The following is a 20,478-nucleotide window of genomic DNA, read 5'->3' as shown; positions in this document are numbered from 1 at the left end:
TTCGTTCGTACCGTCCAGCGCAAGAAGGCCCCAAACATGCCGCAGAACCTCGCCCCGATCCCCGAGCTCTATGTCTCCTACGACAGCGCCCAAAAGCTCAAAGTCGAAGCCGCCGATCTGGTGAGCTGGGACCTCTCCCCGCGTCAGATCTGCGACCTCGAACTGCTCATGAACGGCGGGTTCAACCCGCTCAAAGGGTTCCTTTCCGAAGCGGATTACAACGGCGTTGTCGAGAACATGCGGCTTGCCGACGGCACGCTCTGGCCGATGCCGATCACGCTCGATGTCTCCGAGGATTTCGCCGCCAGGCTCGAACTGGGACAGGACATTGCCCTGCGTGATCAGGAGGGCGTGATCCTCGGCACCATGACGGTCACCGACCGCTGGGAGCCGAACAAGTCGAAAGAGGCCGAGATGGTCTTTGGCGCCGACGATCTGGCGCACCCGGCCGTCAACTACCTGCACAACAGTGCCGGCAAGATCTACCTCGGCGGTCCAGTCGTCGGCATCCAGCAACCGGTGCATTACGATTTCCGCGCCCGTCGCGACACCCCCAACGAGCTGCGCGCCTATTTCCGCAAGCTGGGCTGGCGTCGTGTCGTGGCCTTCCAGACCCGCAACCCTCTGCACCGCGCGCACCAAGAACTGACCTTCCGCGCCGCCAAGGAAGCGCAGGCCAACCTGCTGATCCATCCGGTCGTAGGCATGACCAAACCCGGCGATGTGGACCACTTCACCCGCGTGCGCTGCTATGAGGCCGTGCTCGACAAATACCCGCAGTCGACGACCACCATGTCGCTCCTGCCGCTCGCCATGCGGATGGCTGGTCCGCGTGAGGCCGTGTGGCACGGCCTGATCCGCAAGAACTACGGCTGCACCCATCTGATCGTCGGGCGCGACCACGCCGGTCCGGGCAAGAACTCTGCGGGCGAGGATTTCTACGGCCCCTACGATGCACAGGAACTCTTCGCGAAACACGCGGATGAGATGGGCATCGAAATGGTCGACTTCAAACACATGGTCTATGTGCAGGAGCGCGCCCAGTACGAACCTGCCGACGAGATCGCCGACAAGGATGACGTGACCATCCTCAACATCTCCGGCACCGAGCTGCGCCGCCGCCTTCAGGAAGGTCTCGAGATCCCCGAGTGGTTCTCCTTCCCCGAAGTGGTGAACGAGCTGCGCAAGACCAAGCCGCCGCGCTCGAAACAGGGCTTCACCGTGTTCTTCACCGGCTTCTCCGGCTCCGGCAAATCCACCATCGCCAACGCGCTCATGGTGAAACTGATGGAGATGGGCGGTCGCCCGGTGACTCTTCTCGATGGCGACATCGTGCGCAAAAACCTGTCCTCCGAACTGGGCTTTTCGAAAGAGCACCGCGATCTCAACATCCGCCGCATCGGCTATGTGGCTTCCGAGATCACCAAGAACGGCGGCATCGCCATCTGCGCGCCGATTGCGCCCTATGCCACCACCCGCCGTGCGGTGCGCGAGGATGTCGAATCCTTTGGCGCCTTCGTCGAAGTGCACGTCGCCACCTCCATCGAGGAATGCGAACGCCGCGACCGCAAGGGGCTCTACAAGCTCGCGCGCGAAGGCAAGATCAAGGAATTCACCGGCATCTCAGACCCTTACGAAGTGCCTGCATCCCCGGAGCTTCGGGTCGAGACCGAAGGCCATGACGTGGACAACTGCGCCCACCAGGTCATTCTCAAACTCGAATCCATGGGGCTGATCGCCGCGCACTGATCCGGCGGTTCCATCAGACATAAAAAAGCCCCGGCCATCGGTCGGGGCTTTTCACACATGGGTCCGGCTTTCAGTGAGGGGCCATGCGTTTCAGAAGATTGTCCTTGAGAATGAACTGGTGATAGAGCGCCGCCGCGACATGGGCGACGATCAACAGAATCGTCAGATTCACGAGCACCTCATGGACGTCCCCCGCGTCATGGATGCCGAGAAACCAGGCCGCGCCGCCTGCGGCAGGCGTCGCGATCATGGCCGCATAAAGCAGAAAATGCACCCCGTGGGCGGCCTTTTCCATCAGCGGGTGCGGCGCGGGCGGCAGGGCTGGCGCGCCCTGGATCAGACGGACCACGAGCCGGAGGATCATCAGCACAAGCGTCGTCACCCCGACGATGACATGCAGCTTCGCGGTCGTGCTGTCGTTCACCCCGGTCTCGGTGAAGGTGCGCAGCGCCCGCCCCATGCCATCGGACACCACGTAGTTGAAGGCGAAGGTCAGCACCACCGCCCAGTGCAGGATCTTTTGCAGCCCGCTGTAAGATTGGGAAATTTTCATACTCGCTCGCTTTCTGGCTTGCCTCCCGGGGATCGCCCCCCGGTCGATGCGCCGAAGCTAGGCCCTCTTCAGGCCCTGGGCAAATGCCTTTCGCGGGAAATAAACCGGTCTATAACCCGGGTTTAGCCGCGAAAGGCACAAACGAGCTCAGCCCTGCCAATGGCGCGGCTGCGTCAGGTCGCGATCGAAACGGGTCGCGGGGTCATCGCCCCCCCAGAGCCCGTATTCGCGCCGGAAGTATTCGATACAGGCGGTGTCGGCCTCTGCGCGCCCATGCCCCTGGTAGACGAAATCCGCAAGCGCCTCCGCGCCCCGGTTGTGACCGAACCGCAGCGTGTCCGCCGGGCGCCAGATGCCATGACCGTTTTTCGTGAAATGTCCCGACAGCCAGGGATCGTCCACCGTCCAGAGGATCTCGGGAATGTCATACATGTCCGGCGTGAAAAACGACGGCCGGACCAGAACCCCACCAAAGCCTTCGGCAATGTCGATGTAGCCAGGCGTCCCGAGGAAGGCGAATTTCTTGCGCATCCCCGTGCGCAGCCGCCAGAGACGATAGCGCCAGTCCTTGCACCGGCGTTTTGCCCGCGGCTGAAAGCTGCGTGGAAAATCGTAACAGGGATTGGCCAGCCTCTCGTTGAGGTTGTAGCCCATGTTGGCGATCACATCGTTCGGATGGGCCTCGGCGGCGGTGCCGAGCTTGAAAAGCAGCTCCGGTTCGTACCGCTGATCGTCGTCACAGAAAAACAGGAACACGTCCTGTCCGGAATAGTCCTGCGCCGCAGGCAGAATCTTTGTCGCCGGCCCGTAGTCCTGATCGTGCAGGTGAAGCGTCACCCAGTCCGGCAGGTCGGGCAGATCGGTCGCCGGATCGAACGGGAAACGACGATAGCTCTTCGGCAGATCGAGACGAATCTCGCGGATGTTGACGTGTTTCTGCGCCTTCAGAGACAACAGCGTCGGCATGAGTTCGTTGAACCGCGGCGGGATCGCGGTCAGCGACACAATGAAATCTTTCATAATGACCTTTCCGGGGAGCAAAACTTCTCTTGCCCTTCGGTAGGCCAGCCCCCCCGGCTTTGCAAGAGGGAGGGCCGGGCCGCGTCCTCAGTGCACATTCACCGGCGCGAAATCGTGCTCTCGCGCGAGCACGAAGGCGAGATGGCGATTGGCGACCAGCGCCAGACGCGTGCCATCGGCACCGTTCACCGAATAGATATGGTCGAGCCCCCCGGCCTGTGCCTGCACCTCTTCGGGCAGATCAGCCACGGCAACCGGACGGACATAGACGATTTTTTCCTCGCCCCCCTCAAAGGGCAGATGCGGATAGCGCGTGTTCATGGCTTACCCCTTTCTGATCTGAATGGTCTGAACGATGGTGTCGGGCATGGCCCGGGTCAGGTCGATGTGCAAAAGCCCGTTTTCCATCGAGGCTCCGGTGACATCCACCCCCTCCGCAAGCACGAAAGAGCGCTGGAACTGCCGCCCGGCAATGCCGCGATGCAGGAAGACGCGCGCCTCGTCGGCCTCGGGCTGGCGCCCCCGCACGACAAGCTGGCGATCTTCGAGCGTGATGGCGAGATCTTCCTCGGCAAACCCCGCCACCGCGAGCGTGATTCGATAGGTGTTCTCGGAGGATTGTTCGATATTGTAGGGCGGATAGCCCCCGGCGTCGGATTTCGCCGTGCGCTCCACCAAACGCTCCAACTGGTCAAAACCCAGCAGAAACGGATGGGCGCCAAAGCTTACTTTCGTCATCACCACGTCCTTTCTCAGAAGCGACTGTGTCCGTCACACGGGTCCCGGATACGGCAACCCTTCCCTGAAAATATGGGGCCAGACGCCACGGGCTTCAAGAGCTTCTCAGAACGCTTTGAGTTTTGAAGAATTCCCGTTAGACTTGGAAAGCGACCGCCGAAACAACACATAGAGACAACGCGATGAACGTGTCCAACCGAATGGATCATCTGGAGGTGCTCAAGGTCAAACTTGAGATGCTGAAACGCGAGCACCGTGACCTCGACGCCGCGATCGAGGCAATGCAGGAGACCGGACACCTCGATGCCCTGCGCCTGCAACGGATGAAAAAGCAGAAACTCGCTCTCAAGGACCGGATCGCGCTTCTGGAAGACCAGATCACCCCGGACATCATTGCGTAACGCCCCGCATCGGCTATAAGGCGGGAAAGCGACACTTTCCCGGGAGATAGCCATATGAGCGTCGAGGTCGGCATCATCATGGGCAGCCAGTCCGACTGGCCCACCATGAAACGCGCAGCGGACATTCTTGATGAATTGGGCGTGCCCTACGAGGCCAAGATCGTCTCCGCCCACCGCACGCCGGACCGGCTCTGGAGCTATGGCAAGGAAGCCGCCGGGCGCGGTCTCAAGGTGATCATCGCGGGCGCTGGCGGGGCCGCGCATCTGCCGGGCATGATGGCGTCCAAAACCCGCGTGCCGGTGATCGGCGTCCCGGTTCAGACCCGGGCACTGTCGGGCGTCGACAGCCTCTATTCCATCGTGCAAATGCCCAAGGGCTTCCCGGTTGCCACCATGGCCATCGGCGAGGCGGGCGCGGCCAATGCCGGGCTGATGGCGGCGGGGATTCTCGCCACTGCGGACCCGGCGCTGGCCGAACGTCTCGACGCCTGGCGCGAAGCCCTGTCTGCCTCCATCCCCGATGAGCCTTCCGATGACTGACGTGATGACGAATGGGCAAACCCTCGCCCCGAACGCAACCATCGGCATCCTGGGCGGCGGGCAGCTGGGTCGGATGCTTTCCGTTGCCGCCTCCCGCCTCGGGTTCAAGAGCCATATTTATGAGCCGGGTGCCAACCCGCCCGCGGGTCACGTCGCCGAAACCGTCACCACCGCGCCCTATGAAGACGAAGCGGCACTGCGCGCCTTTGCCGAAAGCGTCGATGTGGTGACCTATGAGTTCGAAAACGTGCCGACCTCGGCGCTCGACCTGATCGAGTCCCTCGTGCCGATCCGCCCGAACCGCAAGGCCTTGGCCGTGTCGCAGGACCGTCTGGTCGAGAAGAATTTCCTGCGCGATCTGGGCCTGTCGGTCGCCCCCTTCGCGGCGGTGGACGACGATCTCGATCTGGCCGAAGCACTGCTAGAGATTGGCGCCCCCGCAATCCTGAAGACCCGCCGCTTCGGCTATGACGGCAAGGGCCAGGCCCGGATCATGGAGCTTTCGGAGGCCGATCAGGCGCTGGCCGACATGGCCGGAGCGCCCGCGGTCCTCGAAGGCTTCGTCGATTTCAGCCATGAGGTCTCCGTGATCGCCGCGCGCGGTCAGGCGGGGGATATCTCCTGTTTCGACCCGGGCGAAAACGTGCACAAATCCGGCATTCTGCACACCACCACCGTGCCTGCACGGCTGACACCCGCGCAACGGACCGATGCCGTCTTGCTCGCGGCCAAAATCTTGAATGCACTGGATTATGTCGGCGTGATGGGGGTCGAGCTTTTCGTCACGTCCGCCGGTTTGGTGGTCAACGAGATCGCGCCGCGCGTACACAATTCCGGCCATTGGACACAAAACGGCTGTGTCATCGACCAGTTCGAACAGCATATCCGCGCCGTGGCAGGCTGGCCTCTGGGTGACGGCAAGCGGCATTCCAATGTCGAGATGCTGAACCTCATCGGCGACGATGTGGATCGCATCCCGGAGTTTGCGAAAGACGGCTCCGTCGCGATCCACCTCTATGGCAAGGCGGATGTGAAGCCGGGCCGCAAGATGGGCCATGTGAACAAGATCACCGGCGCTGCGTAACCTGGCACAGAGACGGCCTTCGGGGCGTCTCACGTAAGCTTGTCCGTCCAGACTCCGGCCCGAACTTGACTCTTCTCCCCGCGCGTTCCCTTCTCGGAACAACAGAGAAGGACATCCCATGACACATCCGTTCGACAAAGCCCTCGAGGACCGTCTGGTCCGTTACGCCGCCATCGACAGCCAAAGCGACGAGGACGCCCCCGGCGCGCCGAGCACCGCGATCCAGCTCGACCTGCTGCGTCTGCTCGAGACCGAGCTGACCGCGATGGGCGCATCCGATGTGGAACTGACCGGCTACGGCGTGGTGCTTGCCACCATTCCCGCCACCGCCGAGGGCCCGACCGTCGGCTTTCTCGCCCATGTCGACACCGCGCCGCAGTTCAACGCCACGGGCGTCAAGCCGCGTGTCGTGCGCGGCTACAACGGCGGCGAGATCACCTTTCCCGACAATCCCGACCTGATCCTGTCGCCCGAAGAGTTCCCCTATCTCGCCACAAAACAAAGCCATGACATCGTCACCGCCTCCGGCACCACGCTTTTGGGGGCCGATGACAAGGCTGGCGTGGCGATCATCATGACCGCCGCCGAGCACCTGCTCAAACATCCCGAAATTCCGCATGGTCCGATCCGCATCGCCTTCACCCCCGACGAGGAAATCGGGCGCGGCGTGTCGCCCCAGCTCCCGAAAGACCTCGGCGCGGAGTTCGCCTATACGTTCGACGGCGGCAAGGTCGGCGAGATCGAGTTCGAAACCTTCTCCGCCGACGCCGCAGAGGTGACTGTCACCGGTGTCTCAATCCACCCCGGTTTTGCCAAGGACAAGATGGTGAACGCCATCCATCTCGCCTCGAAGATCATCCAGACCCTGCCCCATGTCACCATGACGCCAGAGACCACCGACGGGGCGGAGGGGTTCATCCACGCCACCGACATGGTCGGCGGTTCGTCCGAAATGAAAATTCGCTTCATCCTGCGCGATTTCGAACGCGAGGGGCTGGCGGCGAAGGGGGCGCTGTTGCAGCAGGTCTGCGAAACGGTGGCCGCGACCGAACCGCGCGCGACGATCACCTGCGAGATTCGCCCGCAATACCGTAACATGCGCTACTGGCTTGAAAAGGACATGACACCGGTCGATCTGGCCAATGAAGCCTGTCGCAAGATCGGCCTCGAACCGGTCTCCGTGCCGATCCGCGGTGGCACCGATGGCTCGCGCCTGACCGAGATGGGCGTGCCGACACCAAACCTGTTCACCGGGATGCAGAACATCCACGGCCCTCTCGAATGGATTTCGGTTCAGGACATGGTTGTGGCGACAGAGCTGTGCTTGACACTCTCGGAACTTGCGGCGACCCCGACCTGACACCGCAGCCGCGTTCCTCCGTACTGTCGGGACGATCAACGCCAGGGTCGGTTCTGGGCGATGGCTGCGCGATTTCGGGCCCTTCTCGCTCACCCGTCCCACATATTACTCGGAGGCGCACGCCACGGCGGGCGGCTCCGACGTGATCCCGACCGGCAATTCGCCCCTACCCGCCGCAGGGCTGAGAGGCACGCCGCATCTGGCCCTCGGCCCGGGCGAGCGCCATCAGCGCGACACCCAGAATGTCTTCAGAGGTCGAGCCGCGCGACAGGTCGCTGACGCTGTGGCGAAAGCCCTGCAAAAACGGACCATAGGCGTCGGCGAGGGCAAAGCGTTGCACCGCCTTGTAGGCGATATTACCCGCATCGAGATCGGGGAAAATCAGGATATTGGCCCGGCCAGCCACCTCGGAGGGACGCGACAGCTTGCGGGCTGCGACCTCCGGCACGATGGCCGTATCCAGTTGAAATTCACCGTCGATTTTCATCTCTGGCGCTTCGGCTTGTGCGAGCCGCACCGCGTCGCGGACCAAATCCACCTTGTCGTGCCTGGCGCTGCCATCGGTGGAAAACGACAGGAAGGCAACCCGCGGCTCCCACCCCAAAAGGTCGGTCGCGGTCTGGGCCGTCGTCAACGCGATTTGCGCCAAGGCGGCGCTGTCGGGGGCGGGCTGCACACCGCAATCGGCAAAGATCACGGCCTCGCCCTCGCTGCCCGCAAACCCCGGAATGCGCATGAGAAACAGGCTCGACGGCGCTTTCAACCCGTCGTTCAGCCCGAGATAGGTGAAGGCGGTGCGGATCACCTCTTCGGTCGGGGCGACAAGCCCTGCGACCATCGCCTCGGCCCCGCCCGCACCGAGCATGATCGCCCCAGCATGCAGGGGGTTCGGGAAACCGCGCAGCAGGCGGGCCTCGGAAACCCTCTGGTTTTGCTCTCGAAAATCTGCGGCCCACTGCTGCGCAAGCGCCGGATTATCGACCGCCAGACAGGTTACACCAACGGGGAATTTCCCCGCATTTTCCAAGACTTCGCAGCCATTGAACAGCAAAACCGGGCGCGCCAGATTTTCACGGATCAGCGTGTCCATCACAGGCCGGAGCCGGGCGTCGCCGCCCTCGGGAAACACGATCCGCAAGCCCTTGCCGCGCACGCGCGCTTTCAACATGTCGATGATCGTCATGGTCCCTCCTGACACAGGACCTCAGTGACAGGTTTCGCCAAGCCTGTCGCGGAGAATGTCCGAAACGAGACGAATTGCCGCCCGACGCGCACAGGCGGGCGATGCTCAAGTGACTGTTTATCATGGATGAAATGGTGCTGCTGGAGAGAATTGAACTCTCGACCTCTCCCTTACCAAGGGAGTGCTCTACCTCTGAGCTACAGCAGCGCCGGGGTGCGTCAAGTGACCGTATCACCGTCGCTGTGGGCGGCTAATTAGACGTGATCGACGCAGGGTGCAAGCGCATTTTCGCGAAAAATCTCACCTCGGGCAAAGTTTCTTTTTCCAACCGCCCCTCTCCCCTTGCACCCACCTCTCCGACGGGCCGGATTTTAGAGAGATTTCCGAGAAGAGCCCTGTCGGCAAAGCGTCGGACTTGCGTCGGACTTTTGTCGGCCCCCAAAGAGCGGTGGGGTAAGGCGGCAAAAATATTGCAATGAACGGCAGAATGCGTCCTTCTGGGACGAACGACAATGAATTTTGAGATGATGCAGTTTGATGTAGGGGGCTATTTTGAAAACACTCGACAACCCAAAACTTGCTGCGGGCGTCTGGGCGCTTGTTGGATTGGTCAGTGCACCGAGTGTGCTTCTCTTGGCGAATTGGGCCAGATTTCAGAGCAGCTACCCAGACTATGACCGACAAACGTTTGCCTATGTTGTGGCGTTCGTCGTTAACGCATACCTTTTGATTTACACCTTCAAGCGGCTACGCATATTTGGCACGCGGGATTTTTCATGGAAGACCAACCATGCGAAAATTTTCCCTCGTTTTGCCCTCGTCTTCGCGCTTGAAGCCGGGACGTACTACGCATGGAATTTTAGCGATTTTATCAGCGGTGTTCTCAACCAGCTTGGCATCTACTCGGTTTTCCCCTCCGGTCCAGTCGATATTGAATTCGAAGAGCCCATCTACATTTTTCTATTGCTTGTCACCTTGCCGCTCACGACGTGGCTTGTGCGCGCCTATCTCGACTTTTTACAAAGCTGGATCGCTGCGGCTCTGGCGTTTTGGGGCGGCGCGACGCCTGAGCCCGAGACCGAGACCGAGCAGCAGCCAATTTATGGAACAAGTCCTCAAAGTGCCGTTGCCCCCTATCAAGGGCTAGAGCAGCAGATTGAGAACAACATCAATCGCGCGACACTCAAAAGTTATGTCGCCATGTTTGCCATGGTCATCACGGTCGTGGCGGCCGTCATCGCGTTTCAATATGTTTTCCAGTCGTCCGCGACCACACGCGCCACGCAACTCATACAAAGCATCGAAACCTCTCCTGTGGCTCTTAGCGCAACGTTTAGCGATCGCGTTCGAAACCTGAAGCGCATCACCGCACGGATTCAGCGAGAAGAGCGTCAAGGTCACGTCGTTGTCGTAAAGGAGACGAGCGATAGCAATTCCAGCGGCATGAACTTTGAAGCGTTAGACGGAGAATCTTTGAGCGTGGAATCCTACCTGAATGAGACATTTAGGGTGCTGCAGAGCTACGAAGATGTAGAAGAAGAACTTCCCGCAGAACTCCGCGGGTTTCTGTCTCAACTCTCTGAATTGCGGACGGAGTTGGCAAACACGGCTCGAACGAATTGGGATCTCATTCTTTTGCGAACGGCGATTGTCTTGGTCGCGTTGGTCTCCGTCAAAATCTTTCATACCGTAATGATGTCCGAGAACCGCGAACGTCATTATTGGGAGGCGCGTCTCATTGCCTTGAAGGCGATTCAGTCCGGGGCGCTCAGCGAGGAGAATATCGCGAACTATCTTGCCGTCGTTGGAAACGCGCCGACGGGGGAAAAGGTCGAAACCACGACGATGCCCTCTCTTGATCTTGACAAGCTTGCGGAGAAAATTGTCGACGCTTTGACAAAGAAAGAGTAGCGAAGGCGGTTTTAGTCGCGAGTGCTCTCAGACAGCCACGGCCCGCCCCCACTGGACGGACCGAACCGCATTGGCTACATGGAACAGCATGGACAACAAGACCGATCCCTCACGGAAACCCGCCAAACCCGCGCCGAAAAGCCGGGATGAGCGGTTGAAAGCCGCGCTGAAGGCCAATCTTCAGCGGCGCAAGGCGCAGGCGCGCGCGCGCACGGCCTCCGAGGAGAGCGACGGCAAGGACGAGTGAGACGAGCGGATGGATTCGATTCTGGTGCGGGGCAACGGGCCTCTGAATGGCGACATCGAGATTGCGGGGGCGAAGAACGCCTGTCTCGCGCTCATGCCCGCGACGCTTTTGTCGGATGAGCCGCTGACGCTGACCAATGCGCCGCGGCTGTCGGACATCAAGACGATGACCGCGCTTCTCGCCTCTCTCGGTGCGGAGGTTTCCGCATTGCAGGACGGCAAGGTGCAGGCGATGTCCTGTCACGGGGAGATCAACCCGGTTGCCGATTATGACATCGTGCGCAAGATGCGGGCGTCGAATTTGGTGCTCGGCCCGCTTCTGGCGCGGCTTGGGCATGCGGTTGTGTCGCTTCCGGGCGGCTGTGCGATCGGTGCGCGGCCGATGGATCTGCACACCACGGCTTTGGAAGCCTTGGGGGCGGAGATCGAGCTTAAGGACGGGTATCTGCACGCCAAGGTGGCGGGCGGGCGTCTCAAGGGCGCGGTGCACAAGATGCGCTTTCCGTCTGTGGGCGCGACCGAGAACTTTTTGATGGCCGCCTCTCTGGCGAAAGGCACATCGGTTCTGGAGAATGCGGCGCGCGAACCGGAGATTGTGGATCTGGCCGATTGCCTCAACAAAATGGGGGCGCAGATCGAAGGCGCGGGCACCTCGCGGATCGAAATTCAGGGGGTGGACCGGCTTCATGGCGCGACGCACCCGGTGGTGACCGACCGGATCGAGCTTGGCACCTTCATGCTGGCGCCTGCGATTTGTGGCGGGGAAGTCACCTGTCTCGGCGGCAAGCTGTCGCTCGTGGAAAGCTTTGTCGAGAAACTCGAAGCAGCGGGGATTTCCGTCACCGAGACGGAGCGCGGGCTGACCGTCAAACGCAATGGCGACCGGGTGAAAGCCGTGGACGTGGTGACCGAGCCCTTCCCCGGTTTCCCGACCGATTTGCAAGCCCAGATGATGGCGCTTCTGTGCACCGCCGAGGGCACGTCGGTTCTGGAAGAAACCATTTTTGAAAACCGCTTTATGCATGCCCCGGAACTTATCCGCATGGGCGCACAGATCGAAGTGCATGGCGGACATGCCACGGTGCATGGCGTCGACAAGCTCAAGGGCGCGCCGGTGATGGCAACCGACCTGCGGGCGTCCGTGTCGCTCATTCTGGCCGGTCTGGCGGCGGAGGGAGAAACCGTGGTCTCGCGCGTCTATCACCTCGACCGGGGCTATGAGTTCATCGAGCAAAAGCTCTCCGGCATCGGGGCGCATATCGAGAGGATCAAAGGCTGATGGTGGAAGACGCCCGGTTCGAAGACGGTGGCGAGCGCCCGCTGGCGCTCAAGGCGATGGACGCGGACGACCTGACGGTGATCTCGGCCCTGGTGCAGGACGCTATCGTGCCGATGGGCGAAATTTCCTATGACGCCACACATCGCCGCTTCGCGCTTCTGATCAACCGCTTTCGCTGGGAAGATGTCGAGGCCGCCGAACGCCGGGGCCGCCCGGTGGAACGCGTACAGGCGGTTCTTTTGTTCGACGATGTGATGGCGGCACGCTCTTCGGGTGTGCCGACGGGGGACAAGCAAATGATCCTGTCGCTTCTGGCCGTTGCCTTTACTCCTTCCGAGGACGGCATGGGCACGGTCGAGATCACTTTGGCGGGCGACGGCGCAATCGCGCTTCAGGTCGAGGCCCTGGATGTGACGCTCAAGGATGTGACCCGCCCCTATGTGGCCCCGTCGCATCACATTCCGAAACACGACGACTGAACGTCACGTTCGACCTTGCCCCCCCACGGCAGCGTGCTTTCTCTTGAGCGCATAAACGATTGTACCACGCATATTCTTCGGGGGATTTCATGAAGAAAACACTTCTCGCCGCCCTTGTCGCGCTGTCGGCGGCCAGTGCCGCGCATGCGGGCAAGGTCACTTCCACGCTTCCGGTCGACAAGGACTTTGCCACTTACGAGCTGATCTGGAAACCGCGCGGCAAGACGCTTATCCGCTGGGATGTCATCAACGATGGTGGCTATGTGGCAGTCTGTGGCGGCTATTCCGCAACCGGCGGGAGCTACGCCTACAAGGCCTCGGGCGATTCTCTGGGGACGATGGGGGTCAAGCTGAACGGTGAGGTTCTCATCAAGAATCTGCGCTATTTCGCGAACTTCAAAAGCAACAATCAGGCCAGTGGCCATCTGGGAGAGGCGGCGAATTGCGTGCGCACGGGAACGCCCGTGCCAAAGGGCAAGATCTCGGTGGAAATGTTCTCCACCAAAAGCTCGTTCCGCTACTGACCCCATAATGACGCGCGGGCTCGCCCGCACCGGAACCGCGCCCGCAGAGTTTCTCTGCGAGCGTTGCCGTTCCGGTGCTTGAGACCGGCGCCAAGCCACGCTATGTCGGAGCCACGCAAGGAGACCGACATGCCCCATTTCCTGTCCACCACGGACCCCGATTTCGAGACGCGTTTCGCCGCGCTTCTGACCATGAAGCGCGAGGACAGCCCGGATGTCGACGAAGCGGTGGCGAAGATCATCACGGATGTGCGCACCCGCGGCGATGCGGCGGTCCTCGAATTGACTGCCCGGTTCGACCGGATGCAACTGACGGCGGACAAGCTGCGGTTCTCCGACGCAGAGATCGACGCGCTTTGTGCCGAGGTGTCGGACGAGGAGCGCGAGGCTTTGGAACTCGCGGCCCAGCGCATCCGGGCCTATCACGTCCGCCAGATGCCCCTTGACCAGATGTGGACCGACCCGGACGGCGCGACGCTGGGCTGGCGCTGGACGCCGGTGTCGGCGGCCGGACTTTATGTGCCGGGGGGGCTGGCGTCCTACCCGTCGTCAGTGCTGATGAATGCGATCCCGGCGAAGGTCGCGGGGGTCGAGCGTTTGGCGATCACCGTGCCGACGCCCGACGGCGTGGCGAACCCGCTGGTGCTTCTGGCCGCGCGCATTGCGGGTGTGGACGAGATTTACCGCGTCGGCGGGGCGCAGGCGATTGCGGCACTGGCTTACGGCACCGAAACCATCGCGCCGGTGGACAAGATCACCGGGCCGGGCAACGCCTTTGTGGCCGCCGCCAAACGCCGGGTGTTCGGCAAGGTCGGCATCGACATGATCGCGGGGCCGTCGGAGATTCTGGTGATCGCCGACAAGCACAACGATCCGGACTGGATCGCCGTCGATCTGATGTCGCAAGCCGAACATGACGAAAGCGCGCAGTCGATTCTGATCACCGACGATGCCGCGTTCGGTGCGGCGGTGGCGCAGGCCGTTGAAAAACGGCTTGAGACGCTGGAACGGCGCAAGATTGCGGGCAAGAGCTGGGAAGACTTCGGCGTGGTGATCACCGTGCGCGATCTGGGTGAGGCGGCGATGCTGTCGGACCGGTTCGCGCCCGAGCACCTTGAGCTCTGCGTCGAGGACCCGGACGGGCTTTCGGAGAAAATCCACCACGCCGGGGCGATTTTCCTTGGCGCCTGGACGCCTGAAGCCATCGGCGACTATGTCGGAGGCCCGAACCACGTCCTGCCGACGGCGCGCTCGGCGCGGTTCTCGTCCGGCCTGTCGGTGCTGGATTTCCTGAAACGCACGACGCTGGCAAAAATGTCCCCCGAGGCGCTCAAGGCCATCGGACCGGCGGCGGAACGTCTGGCGAAATCCGAGAGCCTCGAGGCCCACGGCTTGTCGGTGCGAGCGCGGCTAGACCGATTGAACGCGGACGATTGAGATGAAGCTCTTCGGGCGGATGTTCGGCGAGAAGAAAGATGCCGCGGAGCTGCGCAAGGAACGCGCCATCGCGCAACTCACCGATGAAGCAGTGCCGACCAATGCCTTCCTGCCGCCGCATATGGCGGTGGGCGAGGACATCAGGCGCAGCGAGGAAGAGGTCGTGACCCGGCTTCTTGGCGCTATGATCGCCGCCGTCAAAGGCGAGACCCGCGACGACACCCTGATCGCGCAGGTGATTGCGCAATATGGCGCGGCGGAGTGTTTTACCCCCGAGGAGCGCGCCTTCATCGACGACCCCGCCCCATCCGAGGAGACCTGTGTCCAATTCGCTTGGCGCTATGAGGGGGTCTATGTGCTGATGTGGGCGCTCGGGTTCTTCGACACCCTGCCCTACCCGACCGACATCGTGCATGTGCCCGACATGGGTGGGCTGATGAGCCGTCTCGGGCGCGAGGGGATGATCCGGGAAGCGCGCCTGCGGCCACAGAACGAGATCCTCGACGCGGCCGAATTGACCTATCGCTACAACTGGGCCGCCACCAATGCGCGGATGAACAACCGTCCGGCGCCCTCGAACCTCGATGGAGGGGTTGTCTATGAGCGGCATTATGCGTTCAATTGGCTGGTCGGATATGGCAAGCAATCCTGGGACGAGATTTCCACGGACACGTAACGGCAAGAGCGCAACCCTCCTGCGCACAGGACTTGAGACACAGCCCGAAACGGGCATGAAGCGGGCGAGCACGCGATGAGCAAACTGATTTCCGTCAAGATCGACGAGGCTGGCCTCGCGCCGCCGACGCCCGAGATCGAGCAGGAGCGCAAGGTCGCGATCTTCGACCTGCTGGAGGACAATTCCTTTACCCTGCCCGCGCGTGACGACCGGCAGATGCCGGAGGGTCCGTTCCGCTTGCTTCTGGCGATCCGTGAACGGCGCCTGGTGTTCGATCTGACGACGGAGGCGGGCGAAAAGGCGGCGGAGTTCCACCTCTCGCTCGGGCCGTTCCGTCAGGTGGTGAAAGACTATTTCCAGATTTGCGAAAGCTATTTCGACGCGGTGAAAAAGATGCCGCCGTCGCAGATCGAAGCCATCGACATGGCCCGGCGCGGCATCCACAACGAAGGCGCGCGGGTGCTTCAGGAACGTCTTGAGGGCAAGGCGGTCGTGGACATCGACACGGCGCGGCGGCTGTTCACCCTGATTTGCGTATTGCACTGGGGGTGAGGGGCGTGGCAGCAGATCTTCCCCACTCGGTTCTGTTCTGCTGTGACCACAACGCGGTCCGCTCCCCCATGGCCGAGGGCTTGATGAAGAAGTTCTACCCCGGTCAGGTTTACGTTCAGTCGGCGGGCGTGCATTCCGATCTCGATGTCGACGGGTTCGCCGTCGCGGTCTGCGAGGAAATGGGCATCGAGCTGCACCGCCATCAGGCCCGCTCCTTCGACGATCTCAAGGACTGGGGCGACGACATTTCCTCTTACGACCTGATCATCGCGCTTTCCCCCGCCTCTCAACGCCAGGCGCTTGAACTGACACGTTATTACCACCTCGACGTGGAATATTGGCCGATCATGGACCCGACCGGCATCGGCGAGACGCGGGACGCGAAACTCGATGCCTACCGTCAGGCCCGCGATCAGATCATCACCCGGATGCAGGCCCGTTTCGGCCCCTCCCACTCTTAACCTCCCCTCTCCTCAAGGATCTTCCATGACCCAGAACCGCGCTGAAACGCTGGCCCTCCTGACCCGTTATTACGAGGCTTTCGCCGCCCATGATCACGCCACCATGCTCGACTGCCTGACCGACGACATCGAGCACCGGATCAACCAGGGGCCCATCGAGCACGGCAAGGAAGCCTTCGCCGCCTTCATGGTCGCGATGGACACCGCATATGAAGAGGTCCTCACCGACATGGTGCTATTCGCCAATGACGCAGGCACGCATGGGGCCGCCGAATTCCGGGTGCTGGGCAAGTACCTGAAGACCGCCGAAGGCTACCCGGAAGCGACAGGCCAGCGCTACAACCTTCCTGCGGGTGCCTTTTTCGACATTCGCGGCGGCAAGATCGCCCGTGTCTCGGTCTATTACAATGCCGAGGACTGGGTGGCGCAGGTCTCCTGAGGAGGGCACCATGACGCTGAGCTTTCGCACCCTCAAGGGCGCCGAGGTCGAAGCCGCGCTGGACGACCTGGCGCGACTGCGCATCGCGGTGTTCCGTGAATGGCCTTATCTCTATGACGGCTCGCTGGCCTATGAGCGCGACTATATGGCGAGTTACGTGGGCAATCCGCGCGCCGTTCTTGTCGCGGCCTTCGACGGCGACCGGATCGTCGGTGCAGCGACAGGATCGCCTCTGGCGGAACATGCCGAAGATTTCGCGGCGGCCTTTGCGGGTGTCGATCTGCCGATGGAGCGCGTGTTCTACTGTGCCGAGTCGGTGCTTTTGCCCGCCTATCGTGGCCATGGCGCGGGGCATGCGTTTTTCGACGCGCGCGAGACCCATGCGCGCAGCCTTGGCCTCAGCTATTCAGCGTTCTGTTCCGTGATCCGCCCGGAAACCCATCCGCTCCGCCCCGAAGGCGCGCGCAGTCACGATGCGTTTTGGCGGGGGCGCGGTTATGCACCGATGGCGGGCGTGATTGCGTCGTTTCACTGGAAAGACGTGGATGAGGCGGAAAGCTCGGAGAAGCGCCTGCAATTCTGGGGTAAAATGCTATGAGACTGATCGCGACGACATGGCAGCCCGTGTGGCATGAGACGCCTTTGGGTTGGCTGGATCGCTACCGAGCCGCCTTGGCGGAGGTCGCGGCGGACCGAGACACTCTGGTGGTCTTCCCGGAATATGCGGCGCTTGAGGCGGCATTTTACGGCACGGTCACGCTGGATGCGCGGGGCTGGATGCAGCGGGGCGCCAATCACTTTGACGCCTATTGCGACGGCATCCGTGCGCTTTCGAAAGACACGGGCGCGACGATCCTCGGCGGGTCCGGCTTTGCCCGCAAGGGCGATCAGATCGTCAACCGGGCGCTGTTTTGCGCGCCCGAGGGCGAGGCGTGGTTGGAAAAGCAAATGCCGACGCCCTATGAGCGCGCGCTCGACATGGCTCCGGGCGAGGCGATGCCGATCCTTGCCACCCGCTTCGGCAAAATCGCCGCCGTCATTTGTTACGACAGCGAATTCCCTCCGATCGCACGGCGCTTTGCCGAGGCCGGGGCCGAACTCCTTTTGGTCCCCTCCTGCACCGACACGGAACAGGGGGCGAGCCGGGTGGAGATCGGATGCCGTGCCCGCGCGCTCGAAGGCCAGATGATCGTCGCCATGGCGCCGCTCGTCGGCGAGGTGCCCGGATGCGAGGTGATCGACGTCAACCTCGGTCAGGCGCGCATCTTCTGCCCACCCGACGGAACCTCGCCAGAGGACGGAACCTTGGCGCAAGGGCCGCGAAATGCGCCGGGCTTTGCCATTCTGAACACCCTGTCCGAGTCGCTTGCGCAAGCGCGCAAAGGCACGGATGTGAGCGTTTTTGCCCACTGGCCGGAGAGTGAAACGCCGCAAAACCCGCCCGAGACGCGCAATTTCCGTTAAAACCAGCTTGAAAACGCGGCTTTAAAGGCGCATTTACCAGAGCGCCCGCAAACTGGCGGGAGAAATCAATCACGGAGTGACCATGGCCAAGGAAGAAATGCTCGAATTCCCCGGTGTCGTTAAGGAACTCCTGCCGAACGCGACATTCCTGGTCGAGCTGGAAAACGGCCATACGATCATCGCGCATACGGCAGGCAAAATGCGGAAAAACCGTATTCGCGTTCTGGCTGGCGACAAGGTGCAGGTCGAAATGACCCCTTACGATCTGACCAAGGGTCGGATCAACTATCGCTTCCGCTGAACAGCGCCCGCGATCCTATGAAACTGATCCTCGGTTCAGGCAGCCCGCGCCGGAAAGAGCTTCTGGCGCAACTCGGGCTTGTGCCCGACGAGATTCGCTCCCCCGACATTGATGAAGACCCGCAGAAGGCCGAGCTTCCGCGCCCCTATTGCGCGCGCATGGCGCGGGAAAAGGTGCTGGCAGTACCGCGAGCGGCGGATGAGGTCGTGCTCTGCGCCGATACCACGGTGGCTTTGGGCCGCCGGATCATGGGCAAGCCTGCCGATGAAAAGGAATGCGCCGCATTCCTTTTGGCCATGTCGGGCCGTCGCCACCGGGTGATTACGGCTGTGGCCGTCGCCCATGGCGATCGGGTCTGGGAGGCGGATGTCGTCACCACGGTGAAAATGAAACGGCTCTCGGACGATGAGCTGAACAGCTATCTGGCCTCGGGCGACTGGCGCGGCAAGGCGGGCGGCTATGGCATCCAAGGCCCGGCGGGCGCGTTTATCCCGTGGATTCAAGGCAGTTATTCCGCCGTCATGGGATTGCCCGTGGCGGAGACCGCCAATCTTTTGCTGGCCGCAGGCTATCCGGTTTATGGAGATCGCGCATGAAGGGTTCTGTCATTGCACTGGGCGAGGTTCAGGGCAAACGCGCCGCCGCCTGGATCGTTGACGGTCGTCTCGAAGACCTTTTGATCGACGCGGGCGAAGACGCCCCCCCTGCCCCCGGCTCGATCTTTCGCGCCAGGGGTGGGCGCAGTCTCAAGGGCATGGGCGGCGCGCTTCTCGATCTGCCGGATGGCGACAAGGCCTATCTGCGCGGCAACAAGGGGCTGAAACCCGGCGCGCCGATGTTGGTGCAGGTCAGCCATATCGCTGAGGAAGGCAAAGCCGTTCCTGTCACCACGCGCCTGCTGTTCAAATCGAAATACGCCATTGTCACACCAGATGCGCCGGGGCTGAACATCTCCCGGCAAATCTCCGAAGACGAGGAACTGCTGCGTCTCCACGACCTCGCCTCCGAAGGCATGGAAGGCGCGGATGAGACGATGGGTCTGATCCTGCGCTCCGCCTGTGAAGGCGTGTCCTCTGACGCGATTGCCGAAGACATCGCCGCGATGCGCGACCTGGCCGAGGCGGTTCTGGCCGATGAAGCCGGTGAGCCGGAGCTTTTGCTCGCGGGCGCCGATGCCTGGGAAGCCGCCTGGCGCGACTGGCCCGATGCCGATGTGTTCGACGACAGCGAAGATGCCTTCGAGAACCACGGCGTGCATGAGCTGATCGACGCAGCACTCGATGTGCGCGTGCCGCTCAAGGGCGCGGGCTATGCCTTTATCGAACCGACCCGCGCGATGGTGGCGGTGGATGTGAACACCGGCGGGGATTTTTCGCCGGCGGCGGGGCTCAAGGCCAATATCGCCGTGGCCCGTGATTTGCCGCGGCAACTGCGTGTACGCGGGCTTGCCGGGCAGATCACGGTGGAACTCGCGCCGATGGCCAAGAAGGATCGTCGTCAATTCGAACAGAGCCTCAAGGCCGCGTTTAAATCCGAAGGCGGCGATGTCGTCTTGGCGGGCTGGACGCCGCTTGGCAATTTCGAGATTCAGAAGAAACGCAGCCGCGTGCCAATCGCGGAGCTGATCGCATGAGCTGCCCGATCTGCGGCAATGAGAGCGTTCCGGCCTACCGGCCCTTCTGCTCGAAACGCTGCGCCGACATCGATCTCGCGAAATGGCTGAACGGCTCCTATGCCGTGCCGTCGATGCGCGAAGAGGACCCGGAAGAGATTGCCGAGGCGCTTGAAGAGGCGCTCAATGAAAACCTGCGGGAGGCATTTGAGGACGGCGCGAAAAAACCTCACTAGAGAGGTGTTTTTCCTCTGGACACTCCCGGAGCCGCCGACTAGAAACCCGCTACCCGAACGACAGAGACGTTCAGCGAGAAATCGCTCCCGATGCCCGGGTAGCTCAGGGGTAGAGCAGTGGATTGAAAATCCTCGTGTCGGTGGTTCGATTCCGCCCCCGGGCACCATTTAACTAGGGTTAAGACCTTATTATCCTGACAATACATGACTTTAGGAAGTGCTCGTGGTACACA

General features: G+C 61.9%; 26 protein-coding genes and 2 tRNA genes. 22 read left to right on the top strand and 6 right to left on the bottom strand.

All coding sequences use genetic code 11. The features are described from left to right. Nucleotides 1-36 precede the first annotated feature (36 nt). Nucleotides 37-1,749 carry a bifunctional sulfate adenylyltransferase/adenylylsulfate kinase gene (locus CEW89_RS18065; RefSeq protein ID WP_066710533.1) on the top strand — a complete coding sequence of 571 codons (1,713 nt, stop codon included), beginning with the start codon at nucleotides 37-39 and terminating at the stop codon, nucleotides 1,747-1,749. Between the two features lie 70 nt (nucleotides 1,750-1,819). On the opposite strand, the gene CEW89_RS18060 is transcribed toward CEW89_RS18065, so the two are convergent. From CEW89_RS18060 to CEW89_RS18045, 4 genes are all read right to left on the bottom strand, one after another. Then, nucleotides 1,820-2,302, bottom strand: coding sequence for a cytochrome b (locus tag CEW89_RS18060; RefSeq protein ID WP_096806849.1), 483 nt, complete (start codon nucleotides 2,300-2,302; stop codon nucleotides 1,820-1,822). A gap of 147 nt (nucleotides 2,303-2,449) precedes the next feature. Further along, nucleotides 2,450-3,322, bottom strand: coding sequence for a hypothetical protein (locus CEW89_RS18055; RefSeq protein WP_096806848.1), 873 nt, complete (start codon nucleotides 3,320-3,322; stop codon nucleotides 2,450-2,452). Between the two features lie 87 nt (nucleotides 3,323-3,409). After that, nucleotides 3,410-3,643: a DUF1150 family protein gene (locus CEW89_RS18050; protein WP_096806847.1), complete on the bottom strand. Its 234-nt coding sequence runs from the start codon at nucleotides 3,641-3,643 to the stop codon at nucleotides 3,410-3,412. A gap of 3 nt (nucleotides 3,644-3,646) precedes the next feature. Further along, nucleotides 3,647-4,060 (bottom strand): Hsp20 family protein, encoded by a 414-nt coding sequence (locus CEW89_RS18045; RefSeq protein WP_066710344.1) that lies wholly within the window; start codon nucleotides 4,058-4,060, stop codon nucleotides 3,647-3,649. A gap of 182 nt (nucleotides 4,061-4,242) precedes the next feature. Between CEW89_RS18045 and CEW89_RS18040 the strand changes: the two genes are divergently transcribed. From CEW89_RS18040 to pepT, 4 genes are all read left to right on the top strand, one after another. Beyond that, the gene (locus CEW89_RS18040) at nucleotides 4,243-4,461 is read left to right on the top strand and encodes a YdcH family protein (protein WP_096806846.1); all 219 of its coding nucleotides are present in this window, start codon (nucleotides 4,243-4,245) and stop codon (nucleotides 4,459-4,461) included. A 54-nt stretch (nucleotides 4,462-4,515) separates the two neighbouring features. After that, nucleotides 4,516-5,001, top strand: coding sequence for a 5-(carboxyamino)imidazole ribonucleotide mutase (gene purE, locus CEW89_RS18035; protein WP_066710340.1), 486 nt, complete (start codon nucleotides 4,516-4,518; stop codon nucleotides 4,999-5,001). Then, nucleotides 4,994-6,085 (top strand): 5-(carboxyamino)imidazole ribonucleotide synthase, encoded by a 1,092-nt coding sequence (locus tag CEW89_RS18030; protein WP_096806845.1) that lies wholly within the window; start codon nucleotides 4,994-4,996, stop codon nucleotides 6,083-6,085. Before purE ends, CEW89_RS18030 begins: the two co-directional genes overlap by 8 nt. A gap of 118 nt (nucleotides 6,086-6,203) precedes the next feature. After that, nucleotides 6,204-7,445 (top strand): peptidase T, encoded by a 1,242-nt coding sequence (pepT, locus tag CEW89_RS18025; protein WP_096806844.1) that lies wholly within the window; start codon nucleotides 6,204-6,206, stop codon nucleotides 7,443-7,445. Between the two features lie 166 nt (nucleotides 7,446-7,611). On the opposite strand, the gene CEW89_RS18020 is transcribed toward pepT, so the two are convergent. Together CEW89_RS18020 and CEW89_RS18015 are read right to left on the bottom strand one after the other, a co-directional pair. Next, on the bottom strand, nucleotides 7,612-8,628 hold the full coding sequence (locus tag CEW89_RS18020) for a phosphate acyltransferase (protein ID WP_096806843.1): 1,017 nt from the start codon (nucleotides 8,626-8,628) through the stop codon (nucleotides 7,612-7,614). Nucleotides 8,629-8,760: 132 nt separating this feature from the next. Then, a tRNA-Thr gene (locus tag CEW89_RS18015) sits at nucleotides 8,761-8,835 on the bottom strand. Between the two features lie 345 nt (nucleotides 8,836-9,180). Here CEW89_RS18015 and CEW89_RS18010 point away from each other — a divergent pair. The 17 genes from CEW89_RS18010 (at nucleotide 9,181) to CEW89_RS17935 (ending at nucleotide 20,412) form a co-directional block, all read left to right on the top strand. Further along, entirely contained in the window at nucleotides 9,181-10,539 is a 1,359-nt protein-coding gene (locus CEW89_RS18010) for a hypothetical protein (RefSeq protein ID WP_096806842.1), read from the top strand. Between the two features lie 88 nt (nucleotides 10,540-10,627). Further along, nucleotides 10,628-10,786 carry a hypothetical protein gene (locus tag CEW89_RS21110; RefSeq protein ID WP_198403454.1) on the top strand — a complete coding sequence of 53 codons (159 nt, stop codon included), beginning with the start codon at nucleotides 10,628-10,630 and terminating at the stop codon, nucleotides 10,784-10,786. 9 nt (nucleotides 10,787-10,795) lie between these two features. Beyond that, a complete protein-coding gene (murA, locus tag CEW89_RS18005) occupies nucleotides 10,796-12,064 on the top strand; it encodes a UDP-N-acetylglucosamine 1-carboxyvinyltransferase (protein ID WP_096806841.1) in 1,269 nt (422 codons plus the stop codon). Further along, a complete protein-coding gene (locus CEW89_RS18000; protein WP_198403453.1) occupies nucleotides 12,064-12,543 on the top strand; it encodes a DUF2948 family protein in 480 nt (159 codons plus the stop codon). Before murA ends, CEW89_RS18000 begins: the two co-directional genes overlap by 1 nt. A gap of 89 nt (nucleotides 12,544-12,632) precedes the next feature. Further along, entirely contained in the window at nucleotides 12,633-13,067 is a 435-nt protein-coding gene (locus CEW89_RS17995; RefSeq protein ID WP_066710310.1) for a hypothetical protein, read from the top strand. Nucleotides 13,068-13,196: 129 nt separating this feature from the next. Beyond that, nucleotides 13,197-14,504: a histidinol dehydrogenase gene (hisD, locus tag CEW89_RS17990; protein ID WP_096806840.1), complete on the top strand. Its 1,308-nt coding sequence runs from the start codon at nucleotides 13,197-13,199 to the stop codon at nucleotides 14,502-14,504. Nucleotide 14,505: 1 nt separating this feature from the next. After that, nucleotides 14,506-15,180, top strand: a complete 675-nt coding sequence (locus CEW89_RS17985; RefSeq protein ID WP_096806839.1) for a DUF4272 domain-containing protein — start codon at nucleotides 14,506-14,508, stop codon at nucleotides 15,178-15,180. Between the two features lie 75 nt (nucleotides 15,181-15,255). Further along, nucleotides 15,256-15,732 (top strand): UPF0262 family protein, encoded by a 477-nt coding sequence (locus CEW89_RS17980; protein WP_066710303.1) that lies wholly within the window; start codon nucleotides 15,256-15,258, stop codon nucleotides 15,730-15,732. A 5-nt stretch (nucleotides 15,733-15,737) separates the two neighbouring features. Then, nucleotides 15,738-16,193: an arsenate-mycothiol transferase ArsC gene (locus CEW89_RS17975; RefSeq protein WP_081424017.1), complete on the top strand. Its 456-nt coding sequence runs from the start codon at nucleotides 15,738-15,740 to the stop codon at nucleotides 16,191-16,193. Nucleotides 16,194-16,218: 25 nt separating this feature from the next. Next, the gene (locus CEW89_RS17970; RefSeq protein ID WP_066710298.1) at nucleotides 16,219-16,632 is read left to right on the top strand and encodes a ketosteroid isomerase-related protein; all 414 of its coding nucleotides are present in this window, start codon (nucleotides 16,219-16,221) and stop codon (nucleotides 16,630-16,632) included. Between the two features lie 10 nt (nucleotides 16,633-16,642). After that, on the top strand, nucleotides 16,643-17,230 hold the full coding sequence (locus tag CEW89_RS17965; protein ID WP_096806838.1) for a GNAT family N-acetyltransferase: 588 nt from the start codon (nucleotides 16,643-16,645) through the stop codon (nucleotides 17,228-17,230). After that, a complete protein-coding gene (locus CEW89_RS17960) occupies nucleotides 17,227-18,096 on the top strand; it encodes a nitrilase-related carbon-nitrogen hydrolase (RefSeq protein WP_096806837.1) in 870 nt (289 codons plus the stop codon). The genes CEW89_RS17965 and CEW89_RS17960 overlap by 4 nt, the downstream gene beginning before the upstream one ends. Nucleotides 18,097-18,178: 82 nt before the next feature. Beyond that, the gene (gene infA / locus CEW89_RS17955; RefSeq protein ID WP_009573923.1) at nucleotides 18,179-18,397 is read left to right on the top strand and encodes a translation initiation factor IF-1; all 219 of its coding nucleotides are present in this window, start codon (nucleotides 18,179-18,181) and stop codon (nucleotides 18,395-18,397) included. A gap of 17 nt (nucleotides 18,398-18,414) precedes the next feature. Further along, a complete protein-coding gene (locus CEW89_RS17950) occupies nucleotides 18,415-18,993 on the top strand; it encodes a Maf family protein (RefSeq protein ID WP_096806836.1) in 579 nt (192 codons plus the stop codon). Then, the gene (locus CEW89_RS17945; RefSeq protein ID WP_096806835.1) at nucleotides 18,990-20,030 is read left to right on the top strand and encodes a ribonuclease E/G; all 1,041 of its coding nucleotides are present in this window, start codon (nucleotides 18,990-18,992) and stop codon (nucleotides 20,028-20,030) included. The genes CEW89_RS17950 and CEW89_RS17945 overlap by 4 nt, the downstream gene beginning before the upstream one ends. After that, the gene (locus CEW89_RS17940) at nucleotides 20,027-20,245 is read left to right on the top strand and encodes a DNA gyrase inhibitor YacG (protein WP_066710289.1); all 219 of its coding nucleotides are present in this window, start codon (nucleotides 20,027-20,029) and stop codon (nucleotides 20,243-20,245) included. Before CEW89_RS17945 ends, CEW89_RS17940 begins: the two co-directional genes overlap by 4 nt. A gap of 92 nt (nucleotides 20,246-20,337) precedes the next feature. Next, nucleotides 20,338-20,412: transfer RNA gene (locus CEW89_RS17935), tRNA-Phe, on the top strand. Nucleotides 20,413-20,478: the final 66 nt, after the last annotated feature.

Origin of the sequence: Celeribacter ethanolicus (assembly GCF_002407265.1) — a bacterium.
GTDB lineage: Bacteria > Pseudomonadota > Alphaproteobacteria > Rhodobacterales > Rhodobacteraceae > Celeribacter > Celeribacter ethanolicus.
This window is presented reverse-complemented; position numbering and strand designations above follow the sequence as displayed.

Bases quoted from the DNA above. Each gene is read 5' to 3' on its own strand.
- CEW89_RS18065 (WP_066710533.1), top strand. From the start codon at position 37: ATGCCGCAGAACCTCGCCCCGATCCCCGAGCTCTATGTCTCCTACGAC.
- CEW89_RS18060 (WP_096806849.1), bottom strand. From the start codon at position 2,302: ATGAAAATTTCCCAATCTTACAGCGGGCTGCAAAAGATCCTGCACTGG.
- CEW89_RS18055 (WP_096806848.1), bottom strand. From the start codon at position 3,322: ATGAAAGATTTCATTGTGTCGCTGACCGCGATCCCGCCGCGGTTCAAC.
- CEW89_RS18050 (WP_096806847.1), bottom strand. From the start codon at position 3,643: ATGAACACGCGCTATCCGCATCTGCCCTTTGAGGGGGGCGAGGAAAAA.
- CEW89_RS18045 (WP_066710344.1), bottom strand. From the start codon at position 4,060: ATGACGAAAGTAAGCTTTGGCGCCCATCCGTTTCTGCTGGGTTTTGAC.
- CEW89_RS18040 (WP_096806846.1), top strand. From the start codon at position 4,243: ATGAACGTGTCCAACCGAATGGATCATCTGGAGGTGCTCAAGGTCAAA.
- purE (WP_066710340.1), top strand. From the start codon at position 4,516: ATGAGCGTCGAGGTCGGCATCATCATGGGCAGCCAGTCCGACTGGCCC.
- CEW89_RS18030 (WP_096806845.1), top strand. From the start codon at position 4,994: ATGACTGACGTGATGACGAATGGGCAAACCCTCGCCCCGAACGCAACC.
- pepT (WP_096806844.1), top strand. From the start codon at position 6,204: ATGACACATCCGTTCGACAAAGCCCTCGAGGACCGTCTGGTCCGTTAC.
- CEW89_RS18020 (WP_096806843.1), bottom strand. From the start codon at position 8,628: ATGACGATCATCGACATGTTGAAAGCGCGCGTGCGCGGCAAGGGCTTG.
- CEW89_RS21110 (WP_198403454.1), top strand. From the start codon at position 10,628: ATGGACAACAAGACCGATCCCTCACGGAAACCCGCCAAACCCGCGCCG.
- murA (WP_096806841.1), top strand. From the start codon at position 10,796: ATGGATTCGATTCTGGTGCGGGGCAACGGGCCTCTGAATGGCGACATC.
- CEW89_RS18000 (WP_198403453.1), top strand. From the start codon at position 12,064: ATGGTGGAAGACGCCCGGTTCGAAGACGGTGGCGAGCGCCCGCTGGCG.
- CEW89_RS17995 (WP_066710310.1), top strand. From the start codon at position 12,633: ATGAAGAAAACACTTCTCGCCGCCCTTGTCGCGCTGTCGGCGGCCAGT.
- hisD (WP_096806840.1), top strand. From the start codon at position 13,197: ATGCCCCATTTCCTGTCCACCACGGACCCCGATTTCGAGACGCGTTTC.
- CEW89_RS17985 (WP_096806839.1), top strand. From the start codon at position 14,506: ATGAAGCTCTTCGGGCGGATGTTCGGCGAGAAGAAAGATGCCGCGGAG.
- CEW89_RS17980 (WP_066710303.1), top strand. From the start codon at position 15,256: ATGAGCAAACTGATTTCCGTCAAGATCGACGAGGCTGGCCTCGCGCCG.
- CEW89_RS17970 (WP_066710298.1), top strand. From the start codon at position 16,219: ATGACCCAGAACCGCGCTGAAACGCTGGCCCTCCTGACCCGTTATTAC.
- CEW89_RS17965 (WP_096806838.1), top strand. From the start codon at position 16,643: ATGACGCTGAGCTTTCGCACCCTCAAGGGCGCCGAGGTCGAAGCCGCG.
- CEW89_RS17960 (WP_096806837.1), top strand. From the start codon at position 17,227: ATGAGACTGATCGCGACGACATGGCAGCCCGTGTGGCATGAGACGCCT.
- infA (WP_009573923.1), top strand. From the start codon at position 18,179: ATGGCCAAGGAAGAAATGCTCGAATTCCCCGGTGTCGTTAAGGAACTC.
- CEW89_RS17950 (WP_096806836.1), top strand. From the start codon at position 18,415: ATGAAACTGATCCTCGGTTCAGGCAGCCCGCGCCGGAAAGAGCTTCTG.
- CEW89_RS17945 (WP_096806835.1), top strand. From the start codon at position 18,990: ATGAAGGGTTCTGTCATTGCACTGGGCGAGGTTCAGGGCAAACGCGCC.
- CEW89_RS17940 (WP_066710289.1), top strand. From the start codon at position 20,027: ATGAGCTGCCCGATCTGCGGCAATGAGAGCGTTCCGGCCTACCGGCCC.